Source organism: Burkholderia sp. MSMB1072 (genome assembly GCF_001524725.1).
Lineage (GTDB): Bacteria > Pseudomonadota > Gammaproteobacteria > Burkholderiales > Burkholderiaceae > Burkholderia.
On sequence record NZ_LOYC01000004.1, the window covers coordinates 14,819 to 35,459 of the forward strand.

Below are 20,641 nucleotides of genomic sequence, written 5' to 3' on the forward strand. Positions count from 1 at the left end.
AAGCGGGCGGCCTACCCCGCTGCGTTGACACGCCGAGCCGGGAAGCGCTAGGATCATACATTATTCATCACGTGATGATTTATCAATGACAACCCCTACACGCATCGTCATCGTCGGCGGCGGGATCGCCGGACTGCAGCTCGCGACCCGTCTGGGCGAGCGCCTCGGCCGGTCCGGGCGGGCGCAGATTACGGTCGTCGACCGCAGTCCCACGCATATCTGGAAGCCGATGCTGCACACGATCGCGGCCGGTACGCGCGACGTCCAGCAGCAACAGGTGATCTTCCTCGCCCACGCCCGCGATCACGGCTACGCGTACCAGCCCGGCGAACTGAAGGGGCTCGATCGCGCGCGCCGCCGCGTGCAGCTCGGCGAGATCCGCTCCCAGGACGGCGACGTGGTGATCGACGCACGCGAACTCGAATACGACGTGCTGATCCTCGCGCTCGGCAGCCAGGCCAACGATTTCGGCGTGCCGGGCGTGCGCGAGCACTGCTACTTCATCGACAGCCAGCAGCAAGCGGAGACCTTCAACGAAGCGTTGCGGATGCGCGTGTTCCGCAGCATCGCGCGCGACGAGCCATTTCGCGTCGCGATCGTCGGCGCGGGCGCGACGGGCGTTGAACTCGCGGCGGAGTTGAGCCGATTGCTGGAAGTGGCGCAGGCGTACGGTGACGAAACGGTGCGCGAGCGGCTGCAGCTCACGCTGCTCGAAAGCGGCCCGCGCATCCTCAACGCGTTTCCGGCGCGGATTTCCGCGTCGGCCCAGCGGCGGCTCGAACAGATCGGCTTTCACGTGCTGACGTCGACGCGCGTCACGTCGGCCGACGCGAACGGCTTCCATTACGGCGACGGTGCGTTCGCCGAAGCGGACCTGATGGTCTGGGCGGCCGGCGTGAAGGCGCCCGACTTCATGCAGGCGCTGGGCGGGCTCGACACGAACCGCGCGAACCAGATCGTGATCGGCCCCACGCTGCAGGCGACCGGCGACGAGCACGTGTTCGCGATCGGCGATTGCGGAAGCCTGCTGCCCGACGGCCACGAACGGCCGCTGCCGCCGACCGCCCAGGTCGCGACGCAGCAGGCCGAGCATCTCGCGAAGCACCTTCCCGCGTGGCTCGACGGCACGCCGATTCCGCCGTTCGCGTTCCGCGATTTCGGCGCGCTGGTGTCGATCAGCGATTACGACGCGTTCGGCACGCTCGGGCAGTTCGGGTTCTTCCGCGGCGGCTTCATCCAGGGGCGCTTCGCGCAGTTCAGCCACCTGATGCTCTACCGGCGGCACCAGCAGGCGCTGCACGGTTTCCCCAAGGCCACCTTGCTGTGGATCGCCGAACGGATCAACGGCTGGGTGCAGCCGCGCATCCGCCTGTCGTGATGCCGCGCGTCGCGGCACCCCGTAACGTTTCGAGGAACAGAGACATGAACAACCGTGCAGCGCCCTGGCTCATGACCGTCGCCGCAATCGGCCGCTTCGACATGCCGTCCGTCTCGTGGGGCGGCCCGCGGCGGCGCAGCGTCACGCGCGACCGGCTGCCGTCGTGGGACGCGACGAGCAAGCCGACCATCAGCGTGCTCGAACGGCCCACGGCCGACACCGTGATGATCTCGTGGTGCGACGCGTGCACCGGGCACTACGGCTACCAGAAGTGGCGCCTGTTCACGACGCGCAAGCGCGGCGTGTGCGCGCTGTCGGGGCGATCGATCGAGATCGGCGACAGCGTCTATGCGCCGCAACTGCTCGGCTCGACGCCGGGCAACGCCGCCGCGATGGTGCTCGCGGCCTGCATCGACGACGCCCTGGCGGCCTGATCGTCAGGTCGACGTGGGCTGCCCGGCGCCATAGGCCGGCGCATCGTTCTGCCGTTCGAGCTGGGCGTCGAGATGCGCGGCATGCGCGTTCGCTTCGGACTCCGACATCAGCTCGCCTTCCCACTTCGCGACCACCGCGCTGGCGATCGAGTTGCCCACCGCATTGGTGGCCGAGCGGCCCATGTCGAGGAACGTGTCGACGCCGAGAATCAGCAGCAGCCCGGCTTCCGGGATGTTGAACTGGTGCAGCGTCGCCGCGATCACGACGAGCGATGCACGCGGCACGCCGGCCATCCCCTTCGACGTCAGCATCAGGATCAGCAGCATCGTGACCTGCGTGCCGAACGACAGGTGGATGTTGTACGCCTGCGCGATGAACAGCGACGCGAACGTGCAGTACATCATCGACCCGTCGAGGTTGAACGAATAGCCCATCGGCATCACGAAGCTCGAGATCTTGCGGCGCACGCCGAAACGGTCGAGCGCGTCGAGGATCTTCGGATACGCGGCTTCGGAGCTGGCCGTCGCGAACGACAGCATGAACGCTTCCTTGATCAGCACGAGCAGCTTGAACACACGGCGGCCGAGGAACAGCAGCCCGGCAGCGACGAGCGTGGCCCACAGCAGCACGAGGCTCACGTAGAAGTCGCCCATGAACACCGCGAACTTCAGCAGGATCGACAATCCGTTGACCGCGACGGTCGACGCCATCGCCGCCATCACCGCGAGCGGCGCGAGCTTCATCACGTAGCCGGTGATCTTCAGCATCACGTGCGCAAGCTGGTCGATCGCGGCGACGAGGATCTTGCCGCGCTCGCCGAGTGCGGCGAGCGCGACGCCGAAGAACATCGAGAACACGACGATCTGCAGGATCTCGTTGTTCGCCATCGCCTCGGCGATCGACTTCGGCACCATGTGCCCGACGAAATCCTTCAGCGTGAACTTCGACGTCGCGAGATGCGCGGACGCGCCGATGTCCGGCAGCGGCAGGCCGAGGTTCTCGCCGGGCCGCAGCAGGTTCGCCATTAGCAACCCGAGCAGCAGCGAGACCAGCGACGCGGTGACGAACCAGCCGAGCGCCTTCACGAACACGCGCCCGACCGACGACGCGTCGCCCATGTGCGCGATGCCGACCACCAGCGTCGAGAACACCAGCGGGCCGATCACCATCTTGATCAGCCGCAGGAACACGTCGGATACGAGCGAGATGTAGCCGGCGATTTCGGCGGCCGACTGCTTGTCCGGAAGCTGCGTGTAGATCAGGTAGCCGATCAGGATGCCGGCTGCCATCGCGAGCAGGATCCAGCCTGCCGCAGACATTCGTTTGTTCATGATGGAATTCGCCGCACGGCGATGGAGTTGACGGAAGAAAGAGGCGCGTGCCGTGCCATGGGGCGCGCGGAGCGCGCCGCTCGGGCCGACACGGAGATCCGCGGACGGACGCGCCGCCGCACCGGCATTCGCGGCAACGCGAACGCCGGCGGCAGCGATCCGGCATGCAGCGATCGGATCAATAGCCGATTGCGGAGCCCGCCGGACGGCGCGGGTCGTTGTAGCCGTAGATGAAGCCCACACGCACGTTGCCGGACACGGACGAATCGTTCCCGGAACTCTGGCGGCTCGCGGCTTCGGTGCCCGGCAGGCCGACCATGATCAGCTCGGCGGCGCCCCACGGCGTCTGCTCGACCATCTTGTAGCCCATGTTGCGAAGGATCGCGAGCGTGTCGGGCGACAGGCCGTAGGTTTCGTAATAGACCGCGTCGGGCAGCCACTGATGATGGATGCGCGGCGCGGCGACCGCGTCCTGCGGCGTCATCCCGTAGTCGATCACGTTCAGCACGGTCTGCAGCGTGATCGTGATGATGCGCGAGCCGCCCGGCGAACCGACCACCATGAATACCTTGCCGTCCTTCTTCACGATGGTCGGCGCCATCGACGACAGCGGACGCTTGCCCGGCGCGATCGAGTTGCGCGTGCCCTGCACGAGGCCGAACAGGTTCTGCGCGCCGACCTTCACGGTGAAGTCGTCCATCTCGTCGTTCAGGAAGAAGCCCGTGCCCGGCGCGATGACCACGGCGCCGAAGCGGCCGTTGACCGTATAGGTCGTCGACACCGCATTGCCGTCGTGGTCGACGATCGAATAATGCGTCGTTTCCGGCTTCTCGTGCACGCCGACGCCGGGCTGCACGTCGACCGACGGCGTCGCCGTGTCGGCATGGATGCTCTTGCGGATCTGCGCCGCGTACTCCTTGCTCGTCAGCTTCGCAACCGGGTTGTCGATGAAGTCCGGATCGCCGAGCAGCGTGTTGCGGTCTTCGTACGCATGGCGCATCGCTTCGGTCATATAGTGGACCGCCGCGGCCGAGTGATAGCCGAGCTTGCGCAGGTCATATCCTTCGAGGATGTTCAGCGTCTCGCACATCGTCACGCCGCCCGAACTCGGCGGCGGCGCCGACACGAACTCGTAGCCGCGATACGTGCACGTCAGCGGCGCCATGTCCTGCGCGCGATAGGACGCGAAATCGGCCGCCGTGATCACGCCGCCGCCGCGCCTGGCCGCCGCTTCCACGATCTTCGGAATCTCGCCGTGATAGAACGCGTCCGGCCCCTGCTCCGCGATGCGCTCGAGCGTGCGCGCCAGATCCTTCTGCACCAGACGATCGCCCGGCTGCAACGCCGTGCCGTCCGGGCGCAGGAAGATGCGCGCGGCTTCCGGGTCCTTCCTGAAGCGCTCGACCGTCGTGTCGAGGATGTCGGTATCGCCGCGCGTCAGCACGAAGCCGTCGCGCGCGAGCCGGATCGCCGGCGCCATCACCTGCTTGCGTGTCAGCTTCCCGTACTTGCGCTGCGCGAGATCGAGCCCGGCCACCGTGCCCGGCACGCCGACCGCGCGATAGCCGTACAGGCTCTGGTCCGGAATGACGTTGCCGGCCGCATCGAGATACATGTTCGCGGACGCCGCGGCCGGCGCTGTCTCGCGGAAATTGATGAAGCGGTCGCGACCGTCGGCCAGGTGGAGGGTCATGAAGCCGCCGCCGCCGATGTTGCCGCAGCATGGGTTGGTCACGGCCTGCGCATAGCCGACGGCCACCGCCGCGTCCACCGCGTTGCCGCCTGCCTTCAGGATGTCGACGCCGATCTGCGACGCGAAGTGCTGCGACGACACGACCATGCCGTTCTTCGCTTCGACCGCCGGGTCCGACGCGGCGAACGCGCACACGCTCATCGCGGACAACAGGGTGAGTACTACGAGCCGCCTCATGACGGAATCCTCCAGACGAATAAACCGGCGCATGCCGGGATGCGCGGCCGCACCACCGCGTATCGACGCCGCCCGTTCGACGTGTAATAAACGGTACATTTCCGCAAGGCCGCGATCATAGCACCCGCTTTTTTGCGTCAAAAACTAGGGTAATTACTGAATTCAAAGCGGATATGCGGGACTATCTTTGTCGAGGCATGTTAGATTTATTACATATATGAACGTATTCGTGGATCGAGCGATACGTCCCTCTAATTTCGAACCGTGCGCGGCCTGCCGCACGTCGATCGGCTAACATGCGTGCAGTTACCGGCAGACGCACGTCTGCCGTTCGATCGTTCAATTCAGATAGAGAGCCGGAGTGCCGATGGGGACGAGCATCAGGGCGTTGCTGCTATCCCAGATGGATAGCTTCACGCCGTCGGAACAGAAGGTCGCGCAGGCGTTGCTGGATCGCTATCCCAGTCTCGGGCTGGGCCCCATCGCGCAGTTCGCGAAGCAGGCGGAAGTCAGCGACCCGACCGTGTTCCGCTTCGTCGTCCGGATCGGCTTTCCGAACTATTCGTCGTTCCAGCAGGCGCTGCACGACGAGATCGACACCGCGATGAATTCGCCGCTCGCGCGCATGGATGCGTTTCATTCGGAAACGGGCATGCGCGACAGCCACGCGGCGATTTTCCAGCGGCTGTCCGAATCGCTCGCGACCACGATCGAAGGGCTCGACGCGGCCGCGTTCGACGCAGCGGTGGCGGTGCTGGCCGATCCGGACGTACGCATCTTCTGCGGCGGCGGGCGCTATACGGCGCCGCTCGCGTCGCTGTTCTCGTTCACGCTGGCCTATGCACGGCCGCACGTGCAGTACGTCGAGCCGAACGTGAATCTCGCGTCCGTCGCGCTGGCCGACATGGGGCGCACCGACCTGCTCGTGATCTTCGACTTTCGCCGCTACCAGAAGGACAGCATCCGCTTCGCGCAGGCCGCGCACCGGCTCGGCGCGCGGATCCTGCTGATCACCGACGAATGGCGCTCGCCGATCGGCGAATTCGCGGAGATCGTGCTGCGGATCCAGGGGCGCCCTTTCGCGATGCTGCAGACCAACGTGCCGGCGCTGGCGCTCGCCGAAGCGCTGGTGATCGGCGTGACGAACCGGCTGCCGGAACTGGCCCGGCAGCGGATGGAGAAGATCGAACAGCTCAACGCGGGCGGGATCGAGTGGGATACCAGCCAGCGCGATTTGCCCGAATGACACGTGGCCGCCATTCGGGCGCGGCGCTCAACTCTCGACGTCCTCCAGACTGAACACTTCCGTCTTGTCGTTGTACGAGAAGACCTCCCCGTACCGCCCCCAGTCGATCACCGCGTCGAGCGTTTCCTCGGCCGCTTCGTCGGACAGGAAATCCTCCAGCTCCTGCTCGAAGCGCACGCGCGGCGCGCGGTGGCCCGGACGCTCGTTCAGCACCTTCCTGATCCGGGCAGCAAGCGGCACGTGCTTCAGCAGGTGATCCGCGAACATCAGCTTGCGCTCCTGCGTGCCGAATTCCGCGAACACGCGTGCGGGCGGCGTCAGGAACACGTCGCCTTCGCGCACGTCCGCGAAGCCGAGGTACTGCAGCACTTCCGCGATCGGGAACAGGTCGTCGACCTCCAGATGCAGCGTGCGCGCGATTTCCGGCATGTCGGCGCGGCCGTGGTACGGCGCCATCGCGAGCGTCTCGATCAGGCCGGCCATCAGGTTGGTCGACACCTGCGGCAGCCAGCTGCCGAGCTCGAGCCCCTTCTTCGTCGCCTCGCCGGTCTGGCGCGCCGTCATCTTCGCGTAGATGTCGTCGACCAGCTTGCGGAAATCGGTATCGAGCCGATTGCGCGGATGCTTGAACGGCACCTTGATCTCGGCGATCACGCGGCCCGGGTTCGACGACAGCACGAGGATCCGATCGCACATGAACACCGCTTCCTCGATGTTGTGCGTGACGATCAGCACCGACTTGATCGGCATGCGGCCTTGCGTCCACAAATCCAGCAAGTCGGTGCGCAGCGTTTCGGCGGTCAGCACGTCGAGCGCGGAGAACGGCTCGTCCATCAGCAGGATAGTCGGATCGACGACGAGCGCGCGCGCAAACCCGACGCGCTGGCGCATCCCGCCCGACAGCTCGCGCGGATACGCGTTCTCGAAGCCGTCGAGGCCGATCAGGTCGATCGCGGCCAGCGCGCGTTCGCGCCGCTCGCGCGCGCCGACGCCGAGCGCCTCCAGCCCGGCTTCCACGTTCTGCAGCACGGTGAGCCACGGGAATAGCGCGAAGGTCTGGAACACCATCGCGACGCCTTCGGCCGGGCCGCGCAACGGCTTGCCGAGATAGGTCACTTCGCCGTCGGTCGGCTCGATCAGGCCGGCGATGATGCGCAGCAGCGTCGACTTGCCCGAGCCCGAGCGGCCGAGCAGGCCGACGATCTCGCCTTCGCGCAGCGACAGGTTCGCGTCGTCGAGCACGAGCAGCTCGCCCTGCGTCTTGTTGAAACCGCGGTTCACGTGCTCGACGCGCAGGATTTCCTCGCCGAGCCGGGGCGGCTGCAGCGGCTGGGACGTCTTGACGGGGGCGTTGATAACGGTCGAATTTTGCATCGCGCTTACTCTCAATCGAGACGGAGCCGGGATTCCGCATAGGCGTACATCGGACGCCACAGCAGGCGGTTGAACAAGGTAACGAACAGGGACATCACGGCGATGCCGAGGATGATCTTCGGGAAATCGCCGGCGGCGGTCGTTTGCGCGATATACGAGCCAAGACCGTGCGCGACGACCTTCGTGTCGCCCCACTGTACGAACTCGGACACGATGCTCGCGTTCCACGCGCCGCCCGATGCGGTGATCGCGCCCGTCACGTAGTACGGGAAGATGCCCGGCAGGATCGCCTGACGCCACCACTGCCAGCCGCGGATGCGGAAATTCTTCGTCGCTTCCTTGTAGTCGTTCGGATAGGACATCGCGCCGGCGATCACGTTGAACAGGATGTACCACTGCGTGCCGAGCACGATCAGCGGCGACAGCCAGATATCCGCGTTCAGGTGAAAGCGGACGATCACGATCACGAATACCGGGAACAGCAGGTTCGCCGGAAACGCGGCGAGGAACTGCGCGAGCGGCTGGACCTTCTCGGCCAGCTTCGGGCGCAGCCCGATCAACACGCCGAGCGGCACCCAGATCGCCGACGCGATCGCGATCAGCACCAGCACGCGCAGCAGCGTCACGAGCCCGAGCACGAGCACGTGGCCGACTTCGGCCATCGTCACGCCGGTCGCGACGAAGCTGACGACGCGCCAGACGACGTACACCGTCAGCACGATCACGAACGCGCCCCACACGATGTCGCCGATGCGCGACGAACGGCGCGACGATGCGCCGCGCGCACGCGTGCCCTTCAGCGCCGGCAGTCGCAGTGGAATCCGCGCGGCCTGCGACAGCAGCCAGCCGGCGGGCACGAGCAACTGATGGATCAGATGCGTGCGACGCATCATGTCGAGCAGCCAGGATTGCGGCGCATCGCCCGACGCGGTGTTCTCCATCCGGAACTTGTCGGCCCATGCGACCAGCGGGCGGAACAGGAACTGGTCGTAGGCGAGGATCACGACCGACATCGCGACGATCACCCAGCCGACCGCGCCGAGATTCTTGTCCGAGATCGCCTGCGCGAGATACGCGCCGATGCCCGGCAGCGTGATCGTCTGGTTGCCGACGGTGATCGCCTCCGACGCGACGACGAAGAACCAGCCGCCCGACATCGACATCATCATGTTCCAGATCAGGCTCGGCATCGAGAACGGCACTTCCAGCTTCCAGAAGCGCTGCCACGACGTCAGGTGAAATCCGCGCGACACTTCGCTCAAGTCGCGCGGCACCGTGCGCAGCGACTGGTAGAAGCTGAACGTCATGTTCCATGCCTGGCTCGTGAAGATCGCGAAGATCGCGGCCAGCTCCGCACCGAGCACGCGCCCCGGAAACAGCGCGAGAAAGAACGTGACCGTAAACGAGATGTAGCCGAGCACCGGCACCGACTGCAGGATGTCGAGGATCGGGATCAGCACCATGCCCGCGCGGCGGCTTTTCGCGGCGAGCGTGCCGTAGACGAGCGTAAACACGAGCGACGCGACCATCGCGGCGAGCATTCGCAGCGTGGTGCGCAATGCGTATTCGGGCAGGCTCGCCGGATCGAGCGAGATCTTCTGCGTCTGCAGCACGCCGATCGGCGCCATCGTCTGGTGAAAACCGACGATCGCCATCGCCAGCACGCAGATGATCAGCGGAAACGCGACGGCATCCCAGCGGTTGGGCAGCACGCGCCACGCCGAGGCGTTCGCGGTGCGGTTCGGATCGAAACTGATATCCATCGGTAGCGTCTTGTGTCGAATTGAAAATCGATGGGTCCGGCCGCGTGCCGCGCGGCCGGGCGTCGCACCCGCGGTGCGAATCAGGACAGCCCGTGCAGTGCCCGGTATGGGATGGCCGACCGCGCGAGCGGCAGCACCGAGCCTGCCTTGACGAAACGGAAACCGGCACCGGGATGAATGCCGACATCGGCGATGCCGCCGGCAACGATCAGAAAAAACGGCGCGAGGCCGAGGGTGCGCATGCGGTGACCGACCGCACCGACTGTGTCCGTTGCCGCGAAGTTCGGCATGAAGGGCTCCGGAGAGGTGATTCGGAGTGGGAGGCTATCGGGCGGTCGTGACGCAAATGTGACGTGTCACTTACAGGACATTGACAGGTCATCCGGCGGGCGTCATGCATCGCGCCGTCGGCCCCGAACACGGAGTCGATCCCGCAACGGTCGGGAATAAATGCGCCGCCTCGCCGGTATCGCATGCGAAGGCGCCGGCTTATTCCAGGACGATCCGGCCGTCCGGTTTCGTCACACGAATGCGAGGCTTACATGTCTTCATCGACCCCCACCCGCCCGTCGCGCCGCAAGGCCCTGCAGTGCATGGCCTTCGGCGGGCTCGGCACGCTGTTCACGCTGTCGGGCGGCATCCTCATCCCGTTCGACCTCGCGCTCGCGCAGACCGGCGACGCGCGCCCGGCCGACGCGGGCCGACCGCTGTTCGTCCAGATCAGCGATACGCACATCGGTTTCAACAAGGACGCGAATCCCGACGTGTCGGCCACGCTGAAGCAGACGATCGACCTCGTCAACGGGATGCCTGCGCTGCCCGCGCTGACGATCCATACCGGCGACATCACGCACCTCTCGAAGCCGGAGGAATTCGATCACGCGTCGCAGTTGCTGGCCGCGCTGCGCGTGCCGGAACTGCATACGGTGCCCGGCGAACACGACGTCACCGACGGTTCGGGCGCCGAATATTTCGCCCGGTTCGGCAAGGCGTCGGACAACCGCGGCTATTACAGCTTCGACCATGCGGGCGTGCACTTCATCGGCCTCGTCAACGTGATGCACTTCAAGCCGAACGGGCTCGGCAGCTTCGGCAACGAGCAGCTCGCGTGGCTCGCACAGGATCTGAAAGGCCGCTCGTCGAGCACGCCGATCGTCGTGTTCTCGCACATGCCGATGTGGACCATCTACGAGCCGTGGGGCTGGGGTACCGGCGACGCGCCGCAGACGATGGCGCTGCTGCGCCGCTTCGGCTCGGTCACCGTCCTGAACGGACATATCCATCAGATCGTGTCGAAGGTGGAGGGCAACGTGACGTTTCATACCGCCCGCTCGACCGCGTTCCCGCAGCCGACGGCCGGCAACGGCCCGGGCCCCGTCCCGCTCACGGTGCCGCACGAGCGGCTGCCGTCGATGCTCGGCGTGACGACCGTCGAATTCGCAGGTCACCCGGTCGCGTCGTCGCTGCACGATGCGACGCTCGCGTGATCAAAATAAGGAGAACGACATGATTCGCTTCCAACGCGCTCGAATCGTCGCGATGCTGATCCTGTGCGGCGCGGCCGCCGGCACGCCGCCCGCCGCATTCGCGCAGGGCCCGGGCGGCCCGCTCGTGACGATCCGCAATTTCATGTTTTCGCCGATGTCGACCACGATCAAGGCCGGCACGACGATCACGTGGAAGAATCTCGACGCGGAGCCGCATACCGTCGTCAACGACGCCGGCATCTTTCATTCGAAGGCGCTCGACCAGGACGAGACGTATGCGTTCCGCTTCGACAAGCCGGGCGTCTACAAGGTGTTCTGCGGGATTCATCCGTACATGAAGGAGACGATCACCGTCGAATGACGCGGCCCGCCACGCAACGCGCGGGCGAACCACGAGCGGCAGCCGCCTGCAAAGGCCGTCGCCCCTTCGCTCGCCAGGCAGACTGATTCGCTTGCGATTCCTGCATTTTCCGTTCGATCGCTTTTCGTCACGGGCGAGCCTTGCACGCAGGCTCACCGCCCCGCTGCGCGCAGGTCCGGCGCGGTGCCGGCGACGACCGGACACGACGGCGGCAACGCCTGCCCGAACAACACGGCCAGACCGCAGGCAGACGTGAACATGCCGAGGCCGTCATGCCCGACACCCGGCACTTCGACGACCTGCTGCGCGAGATCGTCCGGATGCCGCTTCTTCAGGTAATCGAAATAGGCGAGCCCGCGCGCCAACCGGTACGGCCCCTGCGCCATCGCCGCGCACGAGCGATCGATGAAATGCGTGTAGGGATTCGTGTCGGCCTGCCCGAGCAGGTACACGACATGGCGCGCGACGTAGCGCGTCTCGAGATCGCGCACGTCCTGCGACGCAACGTAAGGCGGCGCCGATTTCAACCCGTACTTCCATTCCGTCGCGCGCGGACAGGCGCCGCCTGCAAGCGCGTCGGCATTCGGGCGTTCGTCGTCGAAATACAGGTAGCTCGACGGGTTCGCGACCACGTAGCGCACGGCGACGCCGGCCCGTGCCAGCGCATCGCCTTCGCGCCCGGTGACTGCATAACGCTGCAGCAACTGCGCGCCGGCGGAGTGACCGATCACGACGACCGTGGATAACGACGGGTACAGGCTGCGGTCGGCGAAATGCGCGAGCAGCGCGTCGAGCGCCGCGAACGAGCTGATCGGGCCCGGCTCGCGCGCCGGGTCGCCGCCCTTCCATCCTTCCTGCGTCCACGCGAGCGTCGGTGCGGGCAACGAAAACGCGCGCACGTCGGCGCGTGTCAGGAACTGCGGTGCGACCACCATCGTGCCCGCGCCGAGCGCGCCGGCCTTGTCGACGACCTTGCGCCCCGTTGCGTAGTACGCGTCGGCATTGCGCAGCGTGCCGTGAATCACGATGAACACGCGCGTGACGTCGGGCGCGGCCCGGTCGAGCGGATGATCGGCGTAGACGGGCAGCATCGCGCGGCCCTGCGACGTGTCGACGGTCACCCGTTGGTCGGCGACGGCCTTGACCGGCGCTTCGAGGCGTTCGCGCTGCGTGGGCGTGACGGCTTCGGCCGGCTGTGTGGCGGCCAGCATGCCCGCCGCCGCGCAGGCTACCGCAAGCGGCACGGCAGATGAAAGGGCTCGGGCTGCCGGCAGCGCACGCGCGGCGCGTCGGATGCGGGCAAAGGCGACGGATATGACGGACATGGCGGCGACTCGAGTGGCGGATATGACTTGAACGGCGATGGTTGCAGAATCCGTCGCGCGCTGCCGGCCCGTTGCGGAAAACGGGTCAGCCGGCCGGTTGCGCACCCGGTTCGACGTCGGCGCACGCTTCGCCCGAGCGGCGCTGCATCTGCTGCACGATGCCGGCCAGTTCGCCGATATGTGTCGGCACAGCCTGCTTGCCGGCGCGCGCCCACGCTTCGAACGACGTCATGCCGCTCACCGCGCCGACGAACGGCACGCCGGCGCGCTCGGCCGCCTGCGCGTCCACTGCGTGGTCGCCGACGTAGACCGCCGCCGCGGCAGGCAGACCCAGCCGCGCCAGTGCCTGCACGAGCCCTTCGGGGTCCGGCTTGTGGCGCTGCACGTCTTCCCCGCCGATCACCACGTCGACCCGCGATTGCAAGCCGTGACGTTCGAGAATCGCGTCGATCCGGTAGCGAAACTTGGACGACACGATCGCGACGGCGATTCCTTGCTCGCGCAACGCCGCAAGCAGCGGCGGCACTTCGGGATAGATGCGGGTGCCGGACACCATGATCTCGTCGGCGCGCGCCACGAAGTGCCGCGCGAACGCATCGGCCCGCGCCGCGCCGGTTTCGCCCGTCAACGAACGGAACATGTCCGGCAGCGGCAGCCCGATCACGGCGCCGATCTGCGCGGGCGTCGGGCCGGCGGCGCCGAGCCGGTCCAGCGCATGCTCGGTGCACGCGACGATCGCGGCGGACGAATCCGCCAGCGTCAGGTCGAAATCGAATATCACGGCCCGAACTGGCATGAAAGACTCCGTAAGCCAAGCACGATGCCACGTATGTTACGCGGGCGGCGACATGAGATCGTCGCCGAGATGGCCAGAAACCGGTGCCCCTCCGTCGAAGGCGCCTCCCGCCGTCGATCCGCCCCCGCGATCGACGCACGCTATCAACCCCATTGCCGACAGTGCTTTCGAACATATCGCAAAATAACGATATAAGATTCGTTCATCGACGATACCCGTTGCCTGATCGACACACCCAGCCTTTCCATGCCGACCGAACTCGACATCGACGCGATCCTGAAAGCGCTCTCGAACCCCGTGCGCCGGGAGATCCTCGTCTGGCTGAAAACGCCCGGCGAGCATTTTCCGCAACAGACGCTGCCGTACGAACACGGCGTCTGCGCGGGCCAGATCGACGCGCGCTGCGGGCTGTCGCAGTCGACCGTGTCCGCCCACCTCGCCACGCTGCAGCGCGCGGGGCTCGTGACGTCGACGCGGATCGGCCAATGGGCGTTCTTCCAGCGCAACGAGGCCGTCATCGACGCATTTCTCGACGCTCTGCGCCGCGAACTCTAGCCAACGGCCGAACCGGCCATGCGGGGGCGCCGTCGCACACGACGCGGCGGCTTTCCCGCCTTTCGTAAGAGGTTATCTGCCATGCCCACGTTGTTCGATCCCGTTACCCTCGGCGAGCTGACCCTGCCGAACCGCATCGTGATGGCGCCGCTCACCCGCTCCCGTGCGGGCGCGGCGCGCGTGCCGAACGCGCTGATGGCGCGCTACTACGCCGAGCGCGCGTCGGCCGGCCTGATCATTACCGAAGCGACGTCGGTCACGCCGCAAGGCGTCGGCTATGCCGACACGCCCGGCATCTGGTCCGACGAGCAGGTCGAAGGCTGGAAGCAGATCACGCAGGCCGTGCACGCGGCTGGCGGGCGCATCGTGCTGCAGCTCTGGCACGTCGGCCGGATCTCCGATCCGATGTTCCTGAACGGCGATCTGCCGGTCGCGCCGAGCGCGATCGCCGCGGGCGGCCACGTGAGCCTCGTGCGTCCGCAGCGCCCGTACGTGACGCCGCGTGCGCTCGAACTCGACGAAATTCCGGGCATCGTCGCCGCGTACCGCAAGGGCGCCGAAAATGCGAAGGCAGCCGGCTTCGACGGCGTGGAGATTCACGGCGCGAACGGCTACCTGCTCGACCAGTTCCTGCAGGACAGCACCAATCGCCGCACCGATGCATACGGCGGCCCGATCGAGAATCGCGCCCGCCTGCTGCTCGAAGTGGTCGACGCGGCGATCGACGTGTGGGGCGCCGGCCGGGTCGGCGTGCACCTCGCACCGCGCGGCGACGCGCATACCATGGGCGACTCCGATCCGGCGGCAACGTTCGGCTATGTCGCGCGCGAACTCGGCCGCCGCAGGATCGCGTTCATCTTCACGCGCGAATCGTATTCGGGCGACGAGTTGAGCCCGCGCCTGAAGGAGGCGTTCGGCGGCCCGCTGATCGCGAACGAGCAGTTCACGCTCGATACCGCGCAGGCCGCGCTCGCGAACGGCAGCGCCGATGCGATCGCCTGGGGCAAGCTGTTCATCGCGAACCCGGACCTGCCGCGCCGCCTCGAAATCGGTGCGCCGCTCAACACACCGGTGCCGGAAACGTTCTACGCGGAAGGCGAAACGGGCTACACCGACTACCCGGCGCTGAGCGACGCGGCCTGACGGCAGAACGGTGCGGGTTCAGGCGTGCACGTCGGCGCGCATGAACACGCGCCGCGTTTCGTCGAGACCGAGCGCGACGTGGTGCGCGCGAATCGCGCGCAGCGCGTCGTCGAGCGCTGCATCGTCGACGATCCGGAAACCGAGGCGCGCGTAGTAAGGCGCATTCCACGGCGCATCGCGGAACGTCGACAGCACTACCTGCTCGACGTGCTCCCGCGCCGCGCGCGCCATCACCTGTTCGATGAGACGTGCGCCGATCCGCTGCCCGGCATGCGACGGCGCGACGTCCAGTTCCTCCAGATACAGCCGCTGCGCATCGAGCAGCCGGTAGAACGCGAATCCGACGCACGTGCCTTGCGGATCGACCGCGACATACGCGCGACCGTCGTCGATCCGCACGCGCACGGCGGCCGCATCGGTCGGCTCGCCGTCGGCGATATCGGCCATGCCGATCGCGCGAAACCGCTGCGCGGCGGCGACTTCCACGGCGGCCATCGCGGCCGCGTCTTCCCGCGTGGCGGGACGAATCAGGATCGATGCAGGCATGACGGCGATTCAGGCAGACAGTCTGGAACGGCCGTCACTATAATCGAAACTTCAGACGTTTCGAACGCCTACCCAGGAGGCTTGCCATGACGTTGTCCGCCCTCGCCGTCTTCGCCTTCGCGTTGCTCGTCACCGCCGGCACGCCCGGCCCGAGCGTTGCCGCGCTCGTTGCACGCGTGCTGACGAACGGCGTGCGCGACGTGCTGCCGTTCCTCGCCGCGATGTGGCTCGGCGAAGCGCTGTGGCTCACGCTCGCGGTCGCGGGGCTGTCCGCGTTCGTGCACACGTTCGCGACGGGCCTGACCGTGCTCAAGCTGCTCGGCGTCGCGTACCTGCTGTTCCTTGCGTGGAAGATGTGGACCGCGCCCACGTCGGCGGGCACGGACGAGCTGCCGACCGGCCAGTCGCCGTGGCGCATGTTCGTGGCCGGTATGCTGGTCACGCTCGGCAACCCGAAGATCATGCTGTTCTATCTTGCACTGCTGCCGACGATCGTCGATCTGACGCATGTCGGTGTCGTGGCGTGGGCCGAGCTCGTCGGCACGATGTTCGCCATCCTGGTTCTCGCCGACTGCTTCTGGTCGCTGCTCGCTTCGCGTGCGCGTGCGTTGCTCACGTCGGCACGCGCAAAGCGGATCGCGAACCGCACGAGCGCGACCGCGATGGCCGGCGCGGCGGTGGCGATCGTGACGCGGTAAGCCGCCGTCGGGCGCGCAGCGCGGTTCCCTTCTTCGTCGCCTCGGGAATCGACATGAAAACCTGGCTATCGGCTGTCCCGCTCTGCCTGTGCGCCACGGTTGCGCACGCGGCCGGTGTCGAGTTCGTCCGGATCCCCGCCGATGCAACCGGCCCCGAGTTGCGTGCGAAGCAGATCCGTGCTGGCGACCTGCCGAAGGCGCCGCTGACGCACGATCCGCGCATCAAGGCCTACGTGCTCGCCGATCCGTTCGACATGTTTCCGACCGTCGACACGCTGAAGGACGTGCATGCGCCGATCCAGCTGTGGGCGTCCGCATCGGGCGGCGGCGGTGTCGAGCCGCAAACGGTCTCCGAAGTGGCTGCCCTGCTGCCGCAACGGCCGGAATTCCACGTCGTGCCGCATTCCGCCCATTTCGCGTTTCTGTCGCCGTGTTCCGAACGGCTCGCACGCAGCGCACCCGGCATCTGCACCGACGCAAAGGGATTCGATCGCGCCACATTCCACGAAACGCTCGACGCCAAGGCACTCGCGTTCTTCAACGCGAATCTTCGCTGACTAGCAGCGAAACGCCTTGCGCCAGCCGCCCTGTTCAGGCGCGCGATCGTTGCATTCGATCAGCGCACGCACCAGCGCCCAGTCGCCGTCGTCGCAGAAATCGAGCAGCACCGCGCCGTACGGGCCGCGCTGCTCGCGCAAGCGCTCGGCCAGTCGCGCATGAATCCCCTGCACCCGGCCATCGCCGAATGCGACTACCGACGGATTCGCCCCCATCCCCGTTCCGCTGCAGAAACTGAGCGCCCAGCGGCCGCTGTCCGGCAGCGGCAGGTGCGTCAGCAGCGCGTCGATCGCGCGCCACTTCCATGCGATCGACGCTGCCACCGGCACGCGATATTCGTCCTGGATCACGAATGCGCCGTCCGGATGATCGATCGTAAACGTCGCGTTGTCGGACCACGCGGTCAAGTCGATACCGAGCGGCCGGCCGCTGCGAAAGCGCCGCAACAGCACGACCGCGCCGCGCACGTCGCCGAGCGTCGGCAGCGTGCCGCCGGCATGCCAGCGCAGCCGCGGATGCCGCGCGCGATGCGCGTCGAACGTCGCATCGAAACCGCGCGTGCACGCATGCGCCGGCCACTCGTCCTTCACCGACATCACGATGCATTCGCGAGGATGCGCATCGAGAAAGCGCGTACAGGTTGCCAGCACGTCGTCGAACGTCATGCCGAGCGCGATGCCGCCGTGATGGATGTCGAACGCGTCGCGCACGTGCCGGCAGCGGATGTCGAGCAGCCGCACGCCATGCGCGAGCTGCGCGTCGAGCGGCGCACGCTGCGTGCGCACCAGCGGATCGTCGACCGTATACGCACAGGTGTCATGGCTGCCCGGTAGGGTCAGCGTATGCAGCAGCCGCGCGTCGTCGAGCGCCGACATCCAGTCGGCAGGCGGCATGCACGTATCGTGGCGCGAAGGAATCATGAATCGATGAATGACAAGGAAAGAAAACCGTGGGTGACGGCGTCGGATGTTGCGGCGCGGGCCGGCGTGTCGCGCTCCGCGGTGTCGCGCGCGTTCTCGCCGACGGCAAGCATCGCACCGCAAACGCGTGAACGGGTGATGGTCGCCGCGCGTGCGCTGGGCTATCAGGTCAACCTGATCGCGCGCGACATGATCACGCAGCGCAGCAGCATGATCGGCGTCGTGACGGCCGGGTTCGAGAACCCGTTCCGCGCGCGGCTGCTGTCGGACCTGATGGCCGCGCTCGGGCAGCGCGCGCTCACGCCGCTCGTGACCAATGCGGAAGATCCGCGCCAGGTCCGGCAATCGCTCGAACGACTGCTCAGCTATCGGATCGCGGGCCTCGTGATGACGTCCGCATCGCCGCCGCTGTCGGTTGCGCAGCAGTATCTCGAACACCGGATTCCGGTCGTGATGATCAACCGCGAAGCGAATCTGCCGGGCGCGGACGTGATCGTCAGCGACAACGCGGCGGGCGCCGTCCACGCCGCGCAGCGGCTCGTGCGGGCCGGCGCGCGCCGGCTCGCGTTCGTCGGGCCGCGCAGCGCGAGCTACAGCGCGCGGTCGCGCGCCGCGGCGTTCGAACAGGCGATCGGGCAACGCGACGCGTTCGACGCGACGCTCGTACGCGTGCTCGACACGCCGTCCGACACCCACGCCAGCGGCATCGACGCCGCGCGGCAACTGTTCGCGGCCGGCGAGCGGCCCGACGGCGTGTTCTGCTCGTCCGACCTGCTCGCGCTCGGCGTGATCGACGTCGCGCGCCGCGAATTCGGCTTGCGCGTGCCGGACGACCTTCGCGTGATCGGCTTCGACGACATCCCCGCCGCCGCATACGATGCGTATGGGCTGACGACGCTGCGGCAGGACACGCACGGCCTCGCGCACGCGGCGATCGACCTGCTCGCCGACCGGATGCAGACGTTCGACGGCCCGTCGCGCACGTGCGTCGTACCGGTCACGCAGGTGGTGCGGGACAGTTGCGCGTGACGGCGCGGGACCGGGCGCGGCCACGCCGCGCGTCACTTCAACCCGCCCGCGAACCCGCGCAACAGGTAGCGCTGCACGTAGCCGGCCACGGCGAGCGTGGGCAGCGACGCCATCAGCCCCGCGCTCATCAGGTCGCCCCAGTCGATGCCGTTCTCCGTCACGTAGCCGGCAATCGCGAGCGGCAGCGTGAAGCGGCTCGGCGTCGACACGAACAGCAGCGCGATCAGGAATTCGTTCCAGGCCGCGATGAACACGAAGATCGCGGTCGCGATCAGCCCCGGCGCGCACAGCGGCAACACGATCTGCACGAGCCGCCGGGCGAGCCCCGCGCCATCGATGCACGCCGCTTCCTCGTATTCGACCGGAACGTCGCGCACGAACGCGAGCAGCATCCAGATCGCCATCGGCAACGCGTAGATCTGGTACGCGAGCGTCAGGCCGAGCGTCGAATCGAGCAGGTGCAGCCGCTTCGCGAGCGCGAACAGCGGCACCGCGATCGTGATCGGCGGCATCAGCTTCAACGCCAGCACGAGCACCAGAAACAGCAGATCGAGCCGCGCCGGAAATCGCAGCCGCACGAGTGCATACGCGGCGGGAAACGCGAGCGCCAGCGCGAGCAGCGTCGTGCCGAAGCCGACCAGCAGCGAATTGGCGAGCGGCGCGCCGATGCCGTTGGACCACACCGATGAAAAATGCTCGACGGTCGGCGCGGCCGGCCAGATCCGCAACGGATGATCGAGGCGTTCGAGGGTCGGCATGAAGGCCGCGCCGGCCATCCACAGGCACGGCAGCAGCAACAGCGCGAGTGCGACGATGCGCAGCGCCCACGGCCCCGCGTGACCGAATACGGCGCCCGTCCGTGCGCACGAGATGCCCGCCGATTGCGTCGTCATGCGCGCCGCTTGCGAACCGTCTGCCATACGTACCCCGAGACCAGCAGCGCGGACGCCGCGAGCATCAGCACCGACGCGGCACTCGCCGGACCGACGTTGAAGAAGCGGAAGCCCGTGTCGTAGATATAGGTCGACAGCGTCTGCGTCGCATTGCCGGGGCCGCCGCCCGTCAGTGCATAGACCTTGTCGAACAGCTTGAACGTGTCGATCGAGCGCAGCAGCAGCGCAAGGCCGATCTGCGGCGCCGCGAGCGGCAGCGTGATGTCGCGCAGGCACTGCCACTCGCTCGCGCCGTCGGTGCGTGCGGCTTCGTACAGTTCCTGCGGAATCGACTGCAGCCCGGCCAGCACGATCAGGAACGCCATCGGCGTCCACTGCCACACGTCGACGAGTGCGAGCGACCACAGCGCGAGGTGCGGATCGGACAGCCAGCGCACGCCGTCGACGCCGAACGCCGCGAGCAGCGCGTTCAGGAAACCGTCGAAGTTCAGCCAGTTGCGCCAGATCGCCGAGCACACGAGCGTGGACAGCATCATCGGCAGGATCGCGAGCGGCAGCGCGATGCGCCGCCCCGGAAACGCGCGCACGAACAGCAGCGCGAGACCGAAACCGAGCACGACTTCGGCAAGCGACGCGACGAGCGTGAAGCGCAGCGTGTTGCCGAAGCCGGCCGTAAACGCATCGTCGCCGAGCACCGCGCGATAGTTCGCGAGCCCCGCGAACGCGCGGCGGCCGGCCGAGTAATCGACCCGGCAGAACGAGTCGATCAGCACCTGCGCGACCGGATACAGCGCAAGCGCGGCGAGCACCAGCAGCGCCGGCCCGAGCAGCGCGACGAACGGCAGGCCGCGGCCGAACGCTTTCATGCGGAAC

The 20,641-nt window shown here is 67.2% G+C and carries 21 protein-coding genes; 10 read left to right on the forward strand and 11 right to left on the reverse strand.

The features are described 5' to 3' along the window. The first annotated feature begins 85 nt into the window (after window positions 1-85). Window positions 86-1,378 carry an NAD(P)/FAD-dependent oxidoreductase gene (locus WS89_RS00400; protein WP_059789105.1) on the forward strand — a complete coding sequence of 431 codons (1,293 nt, stop codon included), beginning with the start codon at window positions 86-88 and terminating at the stop codon, window positions 1,376-1,378. Window positions 1,379-1,422: 44 nt separating this feature from the next. After that, window positions 1,423-1,812: a DUF3331 domain-containing protein gene (locus WS89_RS00405; RefSeq protein ID WP_034204517.1), complete on the forward strand. Its 390-nt coding sequence runs from the start codon at window positions 1,423-1,425 to the stop codon at window positions 1,810-1,812. Between the two features lie 3 nt (window positions 1,813-1,815). On the opposite strand, the gene WS89_RS00410 is transcribed toward WS89_RS00405, so the two are convergent. After that, a complete protein-coding gene (locus tag WS89_RS00410) occupies window positions 1,816-3,144 on the reverse strand; it encodes a dicarboxylate/amino acid:cation symporter (protein ID WP_059789106.1) in 1,329 nt (442 codons plus the stop codon). Between the two features lie 178 nt (window positions 3,145-3,322). Beyond that, window positions 3,323-5,074, reverse strand: coding sequence for a gamma-glutamyltransferase (ggt, locus tag WS89_RS00415; protein WP_059789107.1), 1,752 nt, complete (start codon window positions 5,072-5,074; stop codon window positions 3,323-3,325). Between the two features lie 367 nt (window positions 5,075-5,441). On the opposite strand from ggt, the gene WS89_RS00420 reads away from it, so the two are divergent. Next, window positions 5,442-6,320 (forward strand): MurR/RpiR family transcriptional regulator, encoded by an 879-nt coding sequence (locus WS89_RS00420; protein ID WP_059500173.1) that lies wholly within the window; start codon window positions 5,442-5,444, stop codon window positions 6,318-6,320. Between the two features lie 27 nt (window positions 6,321-6,347). On the opposite strand, the gene WS89_RS00425 is transcribed toward WS89_RS00420, so the two are convergent. From WS89_RS00425 to WS89_RS00435, 3 genes are all read right to left on the reverse strand, one after another. Continuing rightward, on the reverse strand, window positions 6,348-7,694 hold the full coding sequence (locus tag WS89_RS00425) for an ABC transporter ATP-binding protein (protein ID WP_059789108.1): 1,347 nt from the start codon (window positions 7,692-7,694) through the stop codon (window positions 6,348-6,350). Window positions 7,695-7,705: 11 nt separating this feature from the next. After that, on the reverse strand, window positions 7,706-9,457 hold the full coding sequence (locus tag WS89_RS00430; RefSeq protein WP_059789109.1) for an ABC transporter permease: 1,752 nt from the start codon (window positions 9,455-9,457) through the stop codon (window positions 7,706-7,708). Between the two features lie 80 nt (window positions 9,458-9,537). Continuing rightward, entirely contained in the window at window positions 9,538-9,747 is a 210-nt protein-coding gene (locus WS89_RS00435) for a hypothetical protein (protein WP_059789110.1), read from the reverse strand. 252 nt (window positions 9,748-9,999) lie between these two features. On the opposite strand from WS89_RS00435, the gene WS89_RS00440 reads away from it, so the two are divergent. Both WS89_RS00440 and WS89_RS00445 read left to right on the forward strand, forming a co-directional pair. Continuing rightward, on the forward strand, window positions 10,000-10,944 hold the full coding sequence (locus WS89_RS00440) for a metallophosphoesterase family protein (protein ID WP_059789111.1): 945 nt from the start codon (window positions 10,000-10,002) through the stop codon (window positions 10,942-10,944). Between the two features lie 19 nt (window positions 10,945-10,963). Continuing rightward, a complete protein-coding gene (locus tag WS89_RS00445; RefSeq protein WP_059502820.1) occupies window positions 10,964-11,305 on the forward strand; it encodes a cupredoxin domain-containing protein in 342 nt (113 codons plus the stop codon). Between the two features lie 152 nt (window positions 11,306-11,457). Here WS89_RS00445 and WS89_RS00450 read toward each other — a convergent pair whose 3' ends face one another. Together WS89_RS00450 and WS89_RS00455 are read right to left on the reverse strand one after the other, a co-directional pair. Next, window positions 11,458-12,630 carry a hypothetical protein gene (locus tag WS89_RS00450; protein ID WP_059789112.1) on the reverse strand — a complete coding sequence of 391 codons (1,173 nt, stop codon included), beginning with the start codon at window positions 12,628-12,630 and terminating at the stop codon, window positions 11,458-11,460. Window positions 12,631-12,715: 85 nt separating this feature from the next. After that, entirely contained in the window at window positions 12,716-13,426 is a 711-nt protein-coding gene (locus WS89_RS00455; protein WP_059502730.1) for an HAD family hydrolase, read from the reverse strand. Window positions 13,427-13,672: 246 nt separating this feature from the next. Here WS89_RS00455 and WS89_RS00460 point away from each other — a divergent pair, with 246 nt between their 5' ends. Together WS89_RS00460 and WS89_RS00465 are read left to right on the forward strand one after the other, a co-directional pair. Beyond that, complete coding sequence (locus tag WS89_RS00460) at window positions 13,673-13,981, forward strand: ArsR/SmtB family transcription factor (RefSeq protein ID WP_011547377.1); 309 nt, start codon at window positions 13,673-13,675, stop codon at window positions 13,979-13,981. 81 nt (window positions 13,982-14,062) lie between these two features. Beyond that, window positions 14,063-15,124: an alkene reductase gene (locus tag WS89_RS00465; protein ID WP_059502729.1), complete on the forward strand. Its 1,062-nt coding sequence runs from the start codon at window positions 14,063-14,065 to the stop codon at window positions 15,122-15,124. A gap of 18 nt (window positions 15,125-15,142) precedes the next feature. Here the strand turns inward: WS89_RS00465 and WS89_RS00470 are convergent, their stop codons facing one another. Next, complete coding sequence (locus WS89_RS00470) at window positions 15,143-15,670, reverse strand: GNAT family N-acetyltransferase (RefSeq protein WP_059789113.1); 528 nt, start codon at window positions 15,668-15,670, stop codon at window positions 15,143-15,145. Between the two features lie 86 nt (window positions 15,671-15,756). Here WS89_RS00470 and WS89_RS00475 point away from each other — a divergent pair, with 86 nt between their 5' ends. Continuing rightward, window positions 15,757-16,368: a LysE family translocator gene (locus WS89_RS00475; RefSeq protein WP_059789114.1), complete on the forward strand. Its 612-nt coding sequence runs from the start codon at window positions 15,757-15,759 to the stop codon at window positions 16,366-16,368. Window positions 16,369-16,421: 53 nt separating this feature from the next. Further along, window positions 16,422-16,925 (forward strand): hypothetical protein, encoded by a 504-nt coding sequence (locus tag WS89_RS00480; RefSeq protein ID WP_082741735.1) that lies wholly within the window; start codon window positions 16,422-16,424, stop codon window positions 16,923-16,925. Here the strand turns inward: WS89_RS00480 and WS89_RS00485 are convergent, their stop codons facing one another. Beyond that, window positions 16,926-17,846 carry a phosphatidylinositol-specific phospholipase C gene (locus WS89_RS00485; protein WP_156440188.1) on the reverse strand — a complete coding sequence of 307 codons (921 nt, stop codon included), beginning with the start codon at window positions 17,844-17,846 and terminating at the stop codon, window positions 16,926-16,928. A gap of 6 nt (window positions 17,847-17,852) precedes the next feature. Between WS89_RS00485 and WS89_RS00490 the strand changes: the two genes are divergently transcribed. Then, on the forward strand, window positions 17,853-18,875 hold the full coding sequence (locus WS89_RS00490; RefSeq protein WP_059789115.1) for a LacI family DNA-binding transcriptional regulator: 1,023 nt from the start codon (window positions 17,853-17,855) through the stop codon (window positions 18,873-18,875). Window positions 18,876-18,907: 32 nt separating this feature from the next. Here the strand turns inward: WS89_RS00490 and WS89_RS00495 are convergent, their stop codons facing one another. Beyond that, window positions 18,908-19,768, reverse strand: coding sequence for a carbohydrate ABC transporter permease (locus tag WS89_RS00495; RefSeq protein ID WP_059789116.1), 861 nt, complete (start codon window positions 19,766-19,768; stop codon window positions 18,908-18,910). After that, on the reverse strand, window positions 19,765-20,634 hold the full coding sequence (locus tag WS89_RS00500) for a carbohydrate ABC transporter permease (protein WP_059789117.1): 870 nt from the start codon (window positions 20,632-20,634) through the stop codon (window positions 19,765-19,767). The genes WS89_RS00495 and WS89_RS00500 overlap by 4 nt, the downstream gene beginning before the upstream one ends. Window positions 20,635-20,641: the final 7 nt, after the last annotated feature.